The sequence below is a fragment of the Cryobacterium levicorallinum genome (assembly GCF_004402405.1).
Lineage (GTDB): Bacteria > Actinomycetota > Actinomycetes > Actinomycetales > Microbacteriaceae > Cryobacterium > Cryobacterium levicorallinum.
In genome coordinates this window covers 196,707-211,820 of record NZ_SOFE01000001.1, presented here as the reverse complement: position 1 = coordinate 211,820, position 15,114 = coordinate 196,707, and the positions used below count along the sequence as shown (strand labels likewise).

Annotated in this window: 12 protein-coding genes; 10 read left to right on the top strand and 2 right to left on the bottom strand. The window is 66.3% G+C overall.

What is annotated here, in order from left to right; genetic code table 11:
- Nucleotides 1–83: 83 nt before the first annotated feature.
- The 5 genes from E3O11_RS01005 to E3O11_RS00985 are packed head-to-tail and all read left to right on the top strand — an operon-like array spanning nt 84 to nt 5,138.
- Entirely contained in the window at nt 84–1,052 is a 969-nt protein-coding gene (locus E3O11_RS01005; protein ID WP_092448909.1) for a siderophore-interacting protein, read from the top strand.
- The gene (locus tag E3O11_RS01000; protein WP_092448908.1) at nt 1,049–2,101 is read left to right on the top strand and encodes a FecCD family ABC transporter permease; all 1,053 of its coding nucleotides are present in this window, start codon (nt 1,049–1,051) and stop codon (nt 2,099–2,101) included. The genes E3O11_RS01005 and E3O11_RS01000 overlap by 4 nt, the downstream gene beginning before the upstream one ends.
- Nucleotides 2,101–3,162, top strand: coding sequence for a FecCD family ABC transporter permease (locus E3O11_RS00995; protein ID WP_092448907.1), 1,062 nt, complete (start codon nt 2,101–2,103; stop codon nt 3,160–3,162). Before E3O11_RS01000 ends, E3O11_RS00995 begins: the two co-directional genes overlap by 1 nt.
- Nucleotides 3,162–4,061 carry an ABC transporter ATP-binding protein gene (locus E3O11_RS00990; protein ID WP_092448906.1) on the top strand — a complete coding sequence of 300 codons (900 nt, stop codon included), beginning with the start codon at nt 3,162–3,164 and terminating at the stop codon, nt 4,059–4,061. Before E3O11_RS00995 ends, E3O11_RS00990 begins: the two co-directional genes overlap by 1 nt.
- A gap of 36 nt (nt 4,062–4,097) precedes the next feature.
- Nucleotides 4,098–5,138, top strand: a complete 1,041-nt coding sequence (locus E3O11_RS00985; protein WP_092448905.1) for an iron-siderophore ABC transporter substrate-binding protein — start codon at nt 4,098–4,100, stop codon at nt 5,136–5,138.
- A 545-nt stretch (nt 5,139–5,683) separates the two neighbouring features.
- Here E3O11_RS00985 and E3O11_RS00975 read toward each other — a convergent pair.
- Nucleotides 5,684–6,196 carry a GNAT family N-acetyltransferase gene (locus E3O11_RS00975; RefSeq protein WP_373866147.1) on the bottom strand — a complete coding sequence of 171 codons (513 nt, stop codon included), beginning with the start codon at nt 6,194–6,196 and terminating at the stop codon, nt 5,684–5,686.
- A gap of 160 nt (nt 6,197–6,356) precedes the next feature.
- On the opposite strand from E3O11_RS00975, the gene E3O11_RS00970 reads away from it, so the two are divergent.
- Genes E3O11_RS00970 through E3O11_RS00960 form a run of 3 tightly spaced genes read left to right on the top strand, consistent with a single transcriptional unit; the run spans nt 6,357 to nt 9,065 of the window.
- The gene (locus E3O11_RS00970) at nt 6,357–7,250 is read left to right on the top strand and encodes an ABC transporter substrate-binding protein (RefSeq protein WP_092448902.1); all 894 of its coding nucleotides are present in this window, start codon (nt 6,357–6,359) and stop codon (nt 7,248–7,250) included.
- Between the two features lie 19 nt (nt 7,251–7,269).
- Entirely contained in the window at nt 7,270–8,289 is a 1,020-nt protein-coding gene (locus tag E3O11_RS00965; RefSeq protein WP_092448901.1) for an amino acid ABC transporter permease, read from the top strand.
- Nucleotides 8,289–9,065 carry an amino acid ABC transporter ATP-binding protein gene (locus tag E3O11_RS00960; protein WP_092448900.1) on the top strand — a complete coding sequence of 259 codons (777 nt, stop codon included), beginning with the start codon at nt 8,289–8,291 and terminating at the stop codon, nt 9,063–9,065. The genes E3O11_RS00965 and E3O11_RS00960 overlap by 1 nt, the downstream gene beginning before the upstream one ends.
- A gap of 79 nt (nt 9,066–9,144) precedes the next feature.
- On the opposite strand, the gene hrpA is transcribed toward E3O11_RS00960, so the two are convergent.
- Complete coding sequence (gene hrpA / locus E3O11_RS17870) at nt 9,145–13,218, bottom strand: ATP-dependent RNA helicase HrpA (RefSeq protein WP_198415524.1); 4,074 nt, start codon at nt 13,216–13,218, stop codon at nt 9,145–9,147.
- Nucleotides 13,219–13,351: 133 nt separating this feature from the next.
- Between hrpA and E3O11_RS00945 the strand changes: the two genes are divergently transcribed.
- Together E3O11_RS00945 and pnuC are read left to right on the top strand one after the other, a co-directional pair.
- Nucleotides 13,352–14,185: an aldo/keto reductase gene (locus E3O11_RS00945; protein ID WP_092448899.1), complete on the top strand. Its 834-nt coding sequence runs from the start codon at nt 13,352–13,354 to the stop codon at nt 14,183–14,185.
- A 261-nt stretch (nt 14,186–14,446) separates the two neighbouring features.
- Entirely contained in the window at nt 14,447–15,112 is a 666-nt protein-coding gene (gene pnuC / locus E3O11_RS00940; RefSeq protein WP_092448898.1) for a nicotinamide riboside transporter PnuC, read from the top strand.
- Nucleotides 15,113–15,114 lie beyond the last annotated feature (2 nt).

Below are 15,114 nucleotides of genomic sequence, written 5' to 3'. Positions count from 1 at the left end.
CCGATTGAAAACCGGGGCGGGCAGCTGACCGCGAAAATTGCGGTGCTGGACAAACCCCAGCTAAGGCATGCCATACTAAGGCAATGCTTACCTTACCGAACGAGAGTGCGACTGCGGTCCTGGATCGTCCGGCCTATCGACCCTATCGGGCCACGGTAGTGGGCATCCGTTCCCTGAGTAAGCATTTCACTCGGGTGACCTTCTTCGGTGAGCAGTTTGACACCTTCAGTACCGCCGGGCTCGACCAGAGGGTCAAGATCGTGTTGCCGCTGCTCGGCCGTGGCCTGTCCGACATTGGTGCAAACGACGAGTCCACCATCGCCGACGGAAGCTGGTACGCCCGCTGGCGCGCGCTGCCGGACGCCGATCGCAACCCGTTTCGCACCTACACGGTTCGCGCTGTGCGCCCCGAACTGCGTGAAATCGACGTGGATTTCGTCACCCACAACGGTCACGGCTCGCTCGGCCCGGCTGCGCGCTGGCTGTACACGGCGTCGGTCGGCAGTGACGTGCTCATCATCGGGCCCGACGAGCGTAGCCCGGGCCGCGCCATCGGCCTCGACTGGCACCCGGCGCAGGCGACCGAATTGCTGCTGGCCGGCGACGAAACCGCAGCTCCAGCCATCTGCAGCATCCTCGAGAGTCTCCCGGCCGGCCGCCGCGCGCGCGCCTTCGTCGAAGTGCCCACCGAAGCGGATGCCCCACCCCTCGACCTCCCCTCCGGTTGCGAAATCACCTGGCTGGCTCGCGACACCGCCCCGCACGGTGAGCGACTCGACGCCGCGGTGCGCGGCTGGGTGGCGAACAATCGTTCGCTCGTCAAGACGGCGGTCGCCGCCACCCCGCAGCCCTGGGCGGACATCGACGTGGACTGCGACCTGCTCTGGGAATCGCCCAACGATGAAACCGGCACCGGTTTCTACGCCTGGCTCGCGGGTGAATCCTGCATGATCAAGCTGCTGCGCCGTTTTCTGGTGAGTGAAACCGGCATCGACCGAAAGCGCGTGGCCTTCATGGGCTACTGGCGGCTCGGCCGGTCCGAAGCTCAGTGACTCTGGTTCTGGCACGGCCGGAGCGAACCCGAACCCGGCCGCGCCGCGTCGTCATCGGCTTCGCCCTCGCGCTCGCGCTGCTCGTTCTGACCATCGCCGCGTCGCTCGTCGTCGGCACCCGGGAGATCGCCCTCGGCACCGTGCTCGATGCCCTGATCGACCCCGATCGAACCCTGACCGACACTGCGCTGACTGACCGCACCGTCATCCTGGACCTGCGCGTGCCGCGCACCGTCGTCGGACTGCTCGCCGGCCTGGCCCTCGGCCTGGCCGGGGCCCTCATGCAGGGTGTCACTCGCAACCCGCTCGCCGACCCGGGTCTGCTCGGCGTCAACGCCGGCGCCTCCCTGTTCGTCGTCGCCGGCATCGGCTGGTTCGGTGTCACCACCGCGCTCGGCTACGTCTGGTTCGCCTTTACCGGCGCCGCGGTGGCCGCGACGATCGTCTATCTAATCGGCTCGCTCGGCCGTGAAGGCGCCACCCCGGTCAAGCTGGCCCTCGCCGGAACCGCGCTGACGGCGGCGTTCACCTCGCTCATTACCATCGTGCTGCTGGCCGACTCGGAGGCCTTCGACCGCTACCGGTTCTGGGCGGCTGGCTCCCTCGTCGCGCGTGGCCTCGACGCTGCCCTGCCGCTGGCCCCGTTCATTCTGGTCGGCGCGATTCTCGCCATCGTGGCTGCACGTATGCTCAATGCCCTCGCCCTCGGGGACGATCTCGCCCGTGGTCTCGGCCAAAATCTGGTCACCGCTCGCATCGTCTGCGCCGTCGCGATCGTGCTGCTGTGCGGCTCGGCGACCGCGATGGCCGGCCCGATTGTGTTCGTCGGACTCGCTGTGCCGCACGTGGCACGCTGGATCACCGGCCCGGACTACCGCCTCATTATTGCGTTTTCCGCGTTGTTCGGCCCCACCCTGCTCGTCGCGGCGGATGTGCTCGGCCGCATCATCGCCCAGCCCGGCGAAATCGAGGCCGGCCTCGTCGTCGCCTTCCTCGGCGCGCCGGTACTCATTGCGCTCGTGCGCCGAGTGAAACTGGCCGGCCTGTGATGGCCGGGACGACAGTATTCGGTTTAAAAGCGGATGCCGCACCGCTGGCCCACACGCGCGCGCAGCTCCGCAGACGCGAGCGCCGGATCGTGCTCGGGCTGCTCGGTGCCCTCGTCATCGTCGGTGCCTTCAGCCTCGCGATCGGAGCGTATTCGCTCAGCGTGCCCGACCTGCTGCGCACGCTCACCGGGCAGGGAACGCAGAGCGAGAACTTCATCGTGCTGTCGCTGCGTCTGCCGCGGCTGACCCTCGCCGTGCTCGTCGGCGTGGCGTTCGCAATCTCGGGCGCACTGTTCCAGACCGTGTTGCGCAATCCGCTCGCGAGCCCCGACATTATCGGAGTGACCGGGGGAGCGAGCGCTGCCGCAGTGTTCGGCATGCTCATTCTCGGCTTCGGTGCCGTCGCCACCTCGCTCGCGGCGTTTGCCGGGGCCATTATCGTCGCCTGCGCTATCTATTTGCTGGCCTGGCGCGGGGGAGTTGTCGGCTACCGCTTTGTGCTGATCGGTGTCGGGGTCGCGTTCATGGTGCAGGGGCTGCTCGGCTATCTGCTCTCCCGCGCCGACCTGAACGACGCGCAGGGCGCCCTGCTCTGGCTGGTCGGCAGTGTGAGCGGTGCCCGCTGGCAGGATATTTCGGTCGTCGCCGTGGTGCTGCTCGTGCTGCTGCCCATCATTCGGCTGCTGAGTGGCCGCCTGCGCGCCCTGCAGCTTGGTGACGATCTTGCAACGAGCCTCGGCGTTGGCGCCGAACGCACCCGACTCGTGCTGCTCGTGATCGCGGTCGCCCTCGCCGCGACGGCGACAGCGGCGGTCGGCCCGCTCGCCTTTGTGGCGTTCGTCGCGGCGCCGATCGCCCGTCGCATCGTCGGCTCCGGGGGGCTCGCCCTGATTTCGGCCGCCTTGATCGGAGCGCTGATCACCACGGCCGCCGACTTCGCCGCCCAACACCTGCTGCCGGGGCAGCTCGAACTGCCGGCCGGAATCATCACGGGCGCGATCGGCGCCCCCTACCTGCTCTGGCTGCTCGCCACCAGCAATACAACCGGAAAGGGCGCCTGATGACCCAGCTCCTGCGCGCCGAGGGCGTCAGCCTCGGCTACGACCAGACCCGCATCATCGACAACCTCGACCTCGAGGTGGTTCCCGGCGCGATCACCGTCATCGTCGGGGCCAACGCCTCCGGCAAATCCACGCTACTCAAGGGCCTCGCCAGGCTGCTGAAACCGGATGCCGGCCAGGTCACCCTGAATGGTCGCAACATCGCCGCGCTCCCCGGCAAGAAAGTCGCGACCGTCGTGGGCCTGCTGCCCCAGCAGCCGGTCGCCCCGGACGGCATCACCGTGGCCGACCTCGTCGGGCGTGGGCGCTACCCGCACCAGGGCTGGTTTCGGCAGTGGTCAAGCACCGACGGAGAGACCGTCGCCGCGGCCATGGCCGCCACCAACACCGACCAGCTCGCCTCCCGCCGCCTTGAGGACCTCTCCGGCGGCCAGCGCCAACGCGTCTGGATTGCCATGGCGCTTGCGCAGGATCCCGAGATTCTGCTGCTCGACGAACCGACCACCTTTCTCGATGTCACCCACCAGATTGAGGTGCTCGACTTACTGCTCGAACGCAATCGTGAGCGCGGCACGACCGTTGTGATGGTGCTGCACGACCTCAACCTGGCCGCCCGTTATGCCGATCACCTTGTCGTTATGCGGGCTGGACGCATCGTCGCCAATGGCGCGCCGGCCGAGACGCTCACGGCCGAGATCGTGCGCGAGGCCTTCGACCTCGAGGCGCTCATCAGACCCGACCCGGTCTGCGGCTCGCCCATGGTCGTACCGATCGGTCGGTTCCACGGCCGGGCGCCGGCTTCAGGGTCGGACAGCGCTGTCCCCAGCGCTGCGCCTGCTGCCCCTCCGACAGCGGTCCCAGAGGCTGCGCCCGAATCCCGACAAATCGAACGCGTTTGAATTTAGGGTAGGCTACCCTTATCAAGCAGGGCGAGAATGTCGCCCGCGCCCGACGAACTGGAGATTTTCGTGTCCCGACGCCTCACCGTCACATTGGCTGCCGCCGCCAGCATTCTCGCTCTGACCCTGAGCGGTTGCACGGCCGCCGCGGATGACGCGACCGACCCTGCCGCGGACACCGCGGCATCCGGCAGCTTTCCCGTCACTATCGAGCACGCGTTCGGCGAAACCACGATCGACGAGCAGCCGACCCGCGTCGTGACCTGGGGCTGGGGCAGCGCAGACGACGCGATCGCGCTCGGCGTGACTCCGGTGGCGATGCCGTTCCAAAGCTACGCCGGCGATGAAAACGGCGTGCTGCCGTGGATCAACGAGGCGCTCGAAGGCGAAGAGATGCCCGTCATTCTGCCCGACACCCAGGAGCCGCCCTACGAAGACATCGCCGCGTCCGCGCCGGACGTGATTCTCGCCGCGTACTCCGGCATTACCGAGCAGGAATACGACCTGCTCAGCGAGATCGCCCCGGTCGTCGCCTACCCGGGCGACGCCTGGGCCACCCCGTGGCGCGAACTGATCGAAATCACCGGAACCGCGCTCGGCAAGACCGATGAGGCCGACAAATTGCTCGCATCGATCGACACCGAAATCGCCGATCAGGCCGCCGCGCACCCTGAATTCGCCGGCAAGACCATCGCCCTCACCAGCGACAGCGCCGGAACTTTCTACATCTATAAGAAGGAAGACCCGCGCGTCGACTTCACCCTCGACCTCGGCTTCGTCAGCGCTCCCGCCGTCGACGACCTCGCGACCGACGAGGCGAGCTTCTACTACACGCTCAGCTACGAGCAGCTCGACCAGCTCGACAGCGACCTGCTGGTCAACTTCGGCTCCACCCAGGAAGAGTCCGACGCGTTCCTGAACGCGAGCTACGCCCAGGCCATGCCGCAGGTGCAGGCCGGCACGGTCGCAAGCCCGGTCGGCGCGGCCTTCATCTCGTCCGTTTCTCCGCCCACCGGACTCTCGCTGAGCTGGGGACTCGACGACTACGTCGCCCTGCTCTCCGCCGCTATTCAGTAACTTTTCTCAGAACGGATGCAGCTTAAGCCAGCAGGCGCCGCGGCATCCGTTTTCGGCGTGCCGGTAATGGTCGCACCCCTGGGGTCAGTGTGCGCCGGGAGATTTACCATGGAGAGATGAGCAGCACCGGGCACCTCGCGGCACCGATGCCGTCGGCGGAAGAACCGCTGCGCGAAGACGTGCTCGCGAGCGTCGCGGACCTTGTGGGTAATACCCCGTTGGTTGAGCTGCGGGTGCTCGCCGCCGGGCTGCCGGCCCGGGTGCTGGTCAAGCTCGAAGGACGTAACCCCGGTGGTTCGGCCAAGGACCGGCTCTCGAATGCGGCCGACCGGGTCGTCGCGCTCTTGCTTGAGATTCTCGTTATCGAGGCGCTGCACGCCGCACAGCCGCAGGGCCCGGCTGGCCGGTCAACCACCGGGCTAGTGCCCGCTCTGCACACTCTTGGCGCACAACCTGCCCTTCACCGAGGTCGTCGACCAGACCGTGCAGCTGCTCGAAGCCGCCCAATCGGCTGCCTCGTACACATATTCCGTATTCAGCATGTACTAGCTGAACTGCTCGTCGACCACGGCGAGCTGCTTGCGAAACTCCAAATACCCGATCGATTCCCAATCGTCGTCAAGGTCGAACTGCGGCTCATACCCGAGCGAGAGGTACAGCGCCACGGCCTCGGGTTGTCGTGCTCCCGTGGTCAGCACAATAGAACGGATGCGCCGCCGCCCCGCCTCGGCCTCCAGCTCGGCCATCACCTGGCGGGCCAGGCCACGGCGGCGATGCGCGGAGTGCGTCCAGACTCTCTTCACCTCGACGGAATCATTCTCGCCCCGCATGAACGCGCCGCCGGCAATCGCTTTTCCGTTCTCGACGAGCAGCAAAAAGGTGCCGCCATCGATCGGCTGAAAGCGCCGGGCCGGATACCGGCTGAGCTCGACCGACGCGGGAATCCCGTTGTTCAGGCCGTAGCGCTCGTCATACTCCCGCGAGAGTTCGGCCACCAGCGTTGCCGCGAGCGGGTCGGTCGGTGAGGTGTACAGGATGTTCGGTCTCAAGTTGGGCACCTTTTGACGATAGATCCGCAGCATCCACTGGTCAAAATCGCTTGAATGCCAGGGGCTCGAAAACAGTCGGCTGCGGTTGCACTAGGCTCGTTAGGTCTTACTCGCGTGTGGATTCACCGTAGAATCCACGCATTTTCGACCAAATGAAGAAGGAAGTGCCATGCGCGCACGCTACATCGTTCCGGCTTTCGCCGCCACCGCCGTTCTGCTACTGACCGGCTGTGTCGACAACACCACCACGACCGCCACGACGCCCTCAGGCTCCGGAACCACGATCGAAGCGGATGCCGCAGCCGTCGCGTTGCTCCCCGAAGACATCAAGAGCGCGGGCGTGCTCATTATCGGAACCGACGCGGCGTACCCGCCGAACGAGTACAAGGACGAGTCCGGCGCACCGATCGGCTGGGGCATTGAACTCGCCAACGGCATCGCGGCCAAGCTCGGCCTGGACACCGAGTACGAGATCGCGTCCTTTGACACCATCATTCCCAAAATCACCGGCGGCACCGTCGACATCGGCGAATCCTCGTTCACCGACAACCTCGAACGCGAGAAGCAGGTCGACTTCGTCAACTACTTCAACGCCGGCATCCTCTGGGCCGCGCCCGTCGGCAGTACCGTCGACCCCGACAACGCCTGCGGCCTGGCCGTCGCTGTACAGGCCAACACGGTTGAGCACACCGACGAACTTCCCGCCAAGAACGCGGCCTGTGCCGCCGCCGGGCTGGAGGCAATCGAGGTCTTGCCCTACCCATCGCAGGACGAAGCGACCAACGCGGTCGTGCTCGGCAAGGCTGATGCCCTCAGCGCCGACTCGCCGGTCGCCCTGTATGCCATCTCCAAGGCCGAGGGCAAGCTGGAGCCCGCCGGCGAAAGCTTCGATGTGGCGCCGTACGGCATCACCGTCGACAAGGGTTCGGAACTGACCAAAGCCGTGCAGGCTGCCCTGCAGTCCATGGTTGACGACGGTTCCTACGGCAAGATCCTCTCCGAGTGGGGAGTCACCGACGGTGGCATCGACATTATCACCATCAACGCCGCATCCAACGGCTAGAGAATAAGCGACCCGCATCATGACGAACACGGCCGCGCCCGGCGGCAAGACGGAGCCCGGAATCAAGGCGATTCGCTTGCGCCACCCGTGGCGCAATACCTTCGCGGTCGTGTTACTGCTGCTCGTTGCGCTCTTCATCGCCGATGCGGCGATGCGGCCGGCCTATGACTGGCCAGCCGTCGGCAAGTACCTGTTCGACCAGCGCATCTCGCAGGCGGCGTTCGTCACCCTGCAGCTCACGGTCTACTCGATGGTCATCGCGATCATTCTCGGCGTGACCCTGGCGATCATGCGGCTGTCGCCCAACCCGGTGGTCAATAGCATGGCCTGGGTGTACCTCTGGATCTTCCGGGGCACCCCGGTCTACGTTCAGCTCGCCTTCTGGGGCCTGATCGGCACGATCTACCAGTCGATCGACATCGGGCTGCCGTTCACCGACCCGTGGGTATCGTTCCCGACCCGGGTCGCGCTGAGCGCCTTCATCCTCGCAGTCATCGGACTGGCCCTCAACGAAGCCGCCTACATGGCTGAAATCGTGCGCGCCGGCCTGCTCTCGGTCGACAGTGGGCAGGAAGAGGCGGCCAAGGCCCTCGGCATGAGCTGGTTCCAGACCATGGTGCGCGTGGTCGTTCCGCAGTCGATGCGGGTGATCATTCCACCGGCCGGCAACGAGGTCATCTCGATGCTGAAAACGACCTCGCTCGTGGTCGCCATCCCCTTCACTCTTGAGCTCTACACGCGCTCGCGCGACATTGCCGCCATCACCTTCGAGACGGTGCCGATGCTCATCGTCGCGTCGATCTGGTACCTGTTCTTCACCTCGATTCTCATGGTTGGTCAGTACTTTCTCGAGAAGCGGTTCGCCCGCGGCATCGGTGACCGTCGTCCGAACAAGAAAGCGGATGACGCCACCTCGTCGATCACGGGCGTCACGACCGGCGTCACCCATGTCGTCGGCAGCGGCCAACCGACCGTGGTCCTGCCGCCGCAGCTGCCGCGCGAAACGCCGCCGACCGACTCGCCGAAGGGGGACCGCTGATGTCCGCTGTTATTGAGACGCCCATGGTGGTCGCCGACCGTGTCTCCAAGAGCTTCGGCTCCAATGAGGTGCTCAAGAGCATCTCGCTTGAGGTCAAGCGCGGCGAGGTCATGTGCCTGGTCGGGCCGAGCGGATCCGGCAAGTCCACGTTCCTGCGCTGCATCAACCACCTCGAAGTGGTCTCGGCGGGGCGCCTCAGCGTCGACGGTGAGCTCATCGGCTACCGCGAGGCCAACCACAAGCTCTACGAGATGCGCCCCAAGGAGGCCGCTCGGCAGCGCCGGGATATCGGCATGGTGTTCCAGCGCTTCAACCTGTTTCCGCACATGACCGCGCTGCAAAACGTGATGGAAGCGCCGATCCGGGTCAAGGGCCTGTCCAGGGCCGGGGTCGAGGCCAACGCCCGCGCCCTGCTGGCCCGGGTCGGGCTTGCCGAACGGGCCGACTATTACCCTGCGCACCTCTCCGGCGGCCAGCAGCAGCGGGTCGCGATCGCCCGTGCCCTCGCGATGGAGCCCAAGCTCATGCTGTTCGACGAGCCGACCAGCGCGCTCGACCCCGAGCTCGTCGGTGAGGTGCTCGACGTCATGCAGGGCCTGGCCCGCGATGGCATGACCATGATCGTGGTCACCCACGAGATGGGCTTCGCCCGCGAGGTCGCCGACTCGCTCGTCTTCATGGACGGCGGAGTCGTCGTCGAGAGCGGTATCCCCACCGAGGTGCTCGCCAACCCCCAGCACCACCGCACCCAGGCCTTCCTCTCCAAGGTCCTCTAGCCCCCGCTCTCTACTTTCCGGGCCCGGGCCCGGTTTCGTAAGGTGGGCCCGGGCAGCAGAATACGGCCGTAGCGGCAAACTACCCGGCGAGCACCTTCTGAATCCGCTGCAGCGAGACGGACTCCGCAGCCTTCAGCTCCTGCGCGAACAGGCTGATGCGCAGCTCCTCGATCATCCAGCGGGCGCGCAGGACCGGCGCCGCGGCATCCGCTTTGAGCGGCATCGAGCCGCCGGCGTTCTCGAACCGCGTGGTCGCGGCCTGGGTCTCGTTCATCCAGACCCGGTCGCGACTGGGGTTGTCGACCAGTTTCGGCACCCGGGCGCTGATTCCGCTGAGGTAGCGCGGCAGGTGCCGCAGCTGGGCCAGACCGGTCTCGCTGACGAATCCCGGGTAGACCAGCGCCGTCAGCTGTTGGCGGGCATCGCTGATTCCGGGCAGCAAGGCCATGCTGGTCGCGGCCTTGAGCGCCTTGTCGGCCAGCCGATGAGCGGTCAAAATGCGGGCGACCAGGCCGACCGTTTCGAACATGGAGTCCATCACGACTCCCGACACCCGGTCGCGGATGGTGTCGAACTCGGCCTTCATGAACACCTGCCCGTCGGGCCGCACCCGAAACAGCACGTCGTCGACCGCGGCGGCGAGGCAATCCTCGAACAGGGCTTGCGTGCTCTTATACGGGCTGGTCGCGAGCGAAAGCTTCTCGGCGGCGGTCAGATGTTGCTGCACATACGCGGCCGGCGACGGCGTCGCCAGCAGCAGCAGCCGGCGCACCCCGCGGGGCAGCGCGCGCGCCTGCTCCAACTCGGTGCTCATCATGCGAATAGAAACGGATGCCCCATCATCGACCAGCGTCGGATACCCGCGAATCGTGTTGTCACCCTGCTTCGTGTCGAGAAAGCGCGGGAGCTCGCCGAGGTCCCAGGTGGTGATGCCTCCGCGCTCGATCGCGTTGCTGGGAGCCGCGGCGCTCGTCGCCTTCGCGACGCTCTCCCGAACGCGGGTACCGAGCCGCCGTTGCAGGTCGGCGAGGTCCTTGTCGGCGGCGACCGTGCGCCCACGTTCGTCGGTGACGACGAAGGTCATGCGCAGGTGCGACGGAACCCGGCCCAGCGCGAAGTCGCGCGCGGAAACCGGCACATAGGTGAGCTTCTGAATCAGCGCGGCGAGCGTCTCGGCGAACGAGCCTTGCGGCACCGGCGTCGGCAGCGCCTCCACGATTCCGGGCTCGCTCGGCAGCTCGCCGAGCAGCCGAGCTGCCCAGTCGGCGGCGGGCACGACATTGCGCCGGATGCTTTTCGGCAGCGACTTGATCATGGCGGTCACGAGCTCGGCGCGGAGGCCGGGCACCTGCCAGTCGAAACCGTTCGGCGAGAGGCGGGCGAGCAGCGCGAGCGGAATGCGCACGGTCACGCCGTCGTCTTCTTCGCCGGGTTCGAAGCGGTAGCCGAGGGTCAGACGCTGGTCACCCTGCTGCCAGCTCGGCGGAAAGAGCCCCTCGTCGATCTCGGGGGAGTCCTCGGCGACGAGCGCGTCGGCGGTCATGGTCAGGAGGTCGGGGGTGTCGAACCGGGCAGTGCGCCACCAGCCCTCGAAGCTCTTGGTCGACGACACGTCGGCCGGAATGCGACGCTGATAGAAGTCGAACACCGCTTCATCATCAAAGAGGATGTCCCGGCGCCGGGTGCGCTCCTCCAGCTCGGCCAGTTCCTCCCGCAGCCGAGCATTGGCCCGTTCGAACGCCCACATGCCGGGGTCGCCCGTCTGGCCGGGACGTCCGCCGCGGCTGGCGCTCGAGCCAACGGCGGGTGCGCGGCCAGCGCCGCGCCCACCGCTGGCGTCGCCGCCGTCGGTTGAGATGCTGACGCGTTCGTTGCGGGATGGTCCGCGGGAGCCGCGATCCGCTTCCTTCTCGGCCGAAGCAGACTGCGGTCCAGACGCGCGGTCCCACTCGCCCTCGACCAGCGCGTGCCGAATGAACAACTCGCGGGCATACGCCGGGTCGACCCGGGAGAACTGCACCCGGCGGCGGGCCACGATCGGTACGCCGTACAGGGTGACCCGTTCGTAGACGACGGCGGCGCCCTGCTTCATCTCCCAGTGCGGTTCGGAGTAGCTGCGCTTGCACAGGTTGCCGGCGAGCGGTTCGGCCCAGGCCGGGTCGACGACCGCGTTCATGCGGGCGAACAATCGGCTGGTTTCGACCAGTTCGGCGCTCATCACCGCGTTCGGCTGCTTCTTGGCCAGGGTTGAGCCGGGAAACAGCACGAAGCGCTGCTGTCTGGCGCCGACATAGTCCTTCTTGGCGACGTCCTTCAGCCCGATGTGCGAGAGCAGTCCGGCCAGCAGCGACCGGTGCACGCCGTCGGGGTTGGCGCTCGGTTCACCGAGGTGCAGGCCGAGCGGCTTGGCGAGCTGGCGCAACTGGCGCAAGACGTCTTGCCATTCGCGCACCCGCAGGTAGTTCAGGTACTCGTTCTTGCACAGTCGACGGAAGGCGCTCGAGCCGAGTTCGGACTGTTGCTTCTCGAGGTAGTTCCAAAGGTTGAGCAGGCTGAGAAAGTCGCTCGTCGGGTCGGCGAACCGAGCGTGAAACTGGTCGGCTTGCGCGCGCCGTTCGAGTGGGCGCTCCCGCGGATCCTGAATGGTCAGCCCGGCGACGATCGCCATGACTTCCCTACTGGTTCCCTGCGTTTTCGACTCGATCACCATGCGGCCAAAGCGCGGATCGATCGGCAGCTGCGCGAGCTGCTGGCCGATGCGGGTCAGGCGAGGGGTGGCCGGGCCGGCGGCGGGGGCGGCATCCGTTTCAACCGGGCGGCGACCGCTCTTGGTGCGACCGGTACCCTCCGCCTCGATGGCGCCTAGTTCGGCGAGCAGGTCGAGGCCGTCCTTGATATTGCGGCTGTCCGGCGGGGTGAGAAACGGGAACGAGGCAATATCGCCGAGGCCGAGCGAGATCATCTGCAGAATGACCGCGGCGAGGTTCGTGCGCAGAATCTCCGGCTCGGTATATTCCGGGCGGCGCATATAGTCTTCTTCGGAATATAACCGAATCGCAATACCGTCGCTGGTGCGGCCGCTGCGGCCGCTGCGCTGGTTGCCAGAGGCCTGCGAGATCGCTTCGATCGGCAACCGCTGCACCTTGGACCGCACGCTGTAGCGGCTGATCCGCGCCGTTCCGGCGTCGATCACATAACGGATGCCCGGCACCGTCAGACTGGTCTCGGCCACGTTGGTCGCGAGCACGATGCGTCGTTTGACCCCGGCCACGGTCGACGGCTGGAACACCCGGTGCTGGTCCGCCGACGACAACCGGCCGTACAGCGGCAGCACCTCGGTGGGATTGCGGCTGGCCGAGGAGGCGTACTTGCCCTGCAGCGCGTCGGCGGCGTCGCGAATCTCGGTCTCGCCGGAAAGGAAGACCAGCACGTCACCATTCGACTCCCGCTCGAGCTCGTCGAGAGCCGTGGTGATGCCCTCGATGTAGTCGCGGTCAACCGGGGGAGCGGCATCCGTCGTGTCGTCATCGTCGTCGATGCCGGGCTCGGCCACGAGCGGGCGGTAGCGAATCGCCACCGGGAAGGTGCGCCCTGACACCTCGACGACGGGCGCCGGGGTACCGTCGGCGGCCGCGAAATGCTTCGCGAAACTGGCCGGGTCGATCGTCGCCGAGGTGATGATGAGCTTGAGATCGGGTCGCTTGGGCAGCAACTGCCGCAAATACCCGAGCAGAAAGTCAATATTGAGGCTGCGCTCATGCGCTTCGTCGATGATGATCGTGTCGTACTTGCGCAGCATCCGGTCGCGGTGAATTTCATTCAAGAGGATGCCGTCGGTCATCAACTTAATGCGGGTATCCGCGCCGACCTTGTCGGTGAACCGCACCTGGTAGCCGACGAGCTGCCCGACCTCCTGGCCGAGCTCCTCGGCAATGCGCTCGGCAATGGTGCGCGCGGCGAGCCGGCGCGGCTGGGTGTGGCCGATGTTCTTGCGGCCGAGCTCGAGGCAGATCTTGGGCAGCTGGGTGGTCTTGCCCGACCCGGTCGATCCGGCGACGATCACGACCTGGTTGTCGCGAATCGCGCGGGCGATGTCCTCCCGGCGCTGGCTGACCGGCAGTTCGGGCGGGAAGGTGATATTGAGCGTTTCCATGAAGTCTCAATATTACTTCGCCCCCACCCGCGACGTGAAAGTGCCCGTGCTGGCCAGCGCGGGCGCTTTCGCGGTCAGTGAACATTGGGGGTTGGGAGAGAGTGTCGAGGACCCCGGCTTATAGGCTGGGGCGATGACGAAATCTGTTCCCACCATCACCCTCAACGACGGCCACACGATTCCTCAGCTCGGTTTCGGCGTGTTCAAGGTCGAGCCCGACGAAACCACCCGCATTGTGGCCGACGCGCTGTCGGTCGGGTACCGCCACATCGACACCGCTGCCATCTACGGTAACGAGGAGGGTGTGGGCAAGGCACTCGCCGCTTCGGCCATCGACCGTTCCGAGCTGTTCATCACAACCAAATTGTGGAACGACCGTCAGGGCGCCCAATCAGCCTTTGACGCTTTCGAGGAGAGCCTCGAGAAGCTCGGCCTCGACTACGTCGACCTGTACCTCATTCACTGGCCGGCTCCGGCCAACGACAAGTTTGTCGAGAGCTGGAAGGCCCTCGAAAAGATTCAGGAGTCGGGCCGTTCCCGTTCCATCGGCGTGTCCAACTTTCTGGTGCCGCACCTCGACCGGCTGCTGCACGAGACCAGCATCGTGCCCGCCGTCAACCAGATCGAGCTGCACCCGGCACATCAGCAGCCGGAGGTCATCGCTTTCGCTCGCGAGAACGGCATCAACATTGAAGCCTGGGGCCCGCTCGGCCAGGGCAAGTATCCCCTGTTCGACGAGCAGGTGATAGCGGATGCTGCCGACGCGCACGGCAAGTCGCCAGCGCAGGTCGTCATTCGCTGGCACCTGCAGATCGGCAACATTCTGTTCCCCAAGTCGAACCGCCTCACGCGCATGACGGAGAACTTCGACGTGTTCGACTTCGAACTGACCCACACCGAGGTGACCATGATCTCCGCGCTCGAGCGCGCCGGCCGAGTCTCGGCTCACCCCAACGAGGTGAACTAGCCAGGTCGCGGGAGCGCGGCGGGTTGGCCCGCGACTCGGCTCACCTTAACGAGGTGAACTAGCCAGGTCGCGGGAGCGCGGCGGGTTGGCCCGCGACTCGGCTCACCTTAACGAGGTGAACTAGCCCGCAGCATCCGCTTATGAGTGGCCCCGGCGACCGACGGTCCGTGGGGCCACGGCTGTGCAACGGCGTACATTGGGGTGTGCTGCGTTTTCCCCGCGCCGGTGCGCGAGTGCGTGCCGTTTGGCAGAAAAGATCCCATGAATCCCATTGAATGGCTATTCGACGCGCAGCTGCAGCTTGGCACCCAGACCATTCTCTGGCGCGAGGTCATCGGCAACGCCTTCGGAATTGCGAGCGCCGTCGGGGGCATGCGCCGCAAGATCTGGGCCTGGCCGGTCGGGATCGTCGGCAACGTGCTGTTGTTCACAGTGTTCCTCGGCGCCGTGTTCGGGACGCCGAACCCGGTCAACCTGCTTGGGCAGGCCGGCCGTCAGATCATGTTCATCGTCGTGTCGATCTTCGGCTGGGTGCAGTGGCAGCGCAGCCGCAATTCCGCCGTGCACGTTGCCGTCGCGCCGCACTGGGCTGGCAACCGCACCCGCATTCTGCTCGCCGCTGGGCTGATCGCCGGCACCCTCGTGCTCACCCCGATTTTTCGTGCGCTCGGCTCGTTCGAACCGGTCTGGGCAGATGCCTGGATCTTCACGGGTTCGCTGCTCGCGACCTATGGTATGGCCAAGGGGTGGACCGAGTTCTGGCTGATCTGGGTGGCCGTCGACGTAGTCGGGGTGCCGCTGCTGATCAGCGCCGGCTACTATGCATCCGCCGTGCTGTATCTGTTCTACGGGGCGTTCACCATCATCGGGTTCATCGTCTGGGTTCGGGTACAACGCCGCCGGAGTGCACTACTCGGCGTCGTTTAGGC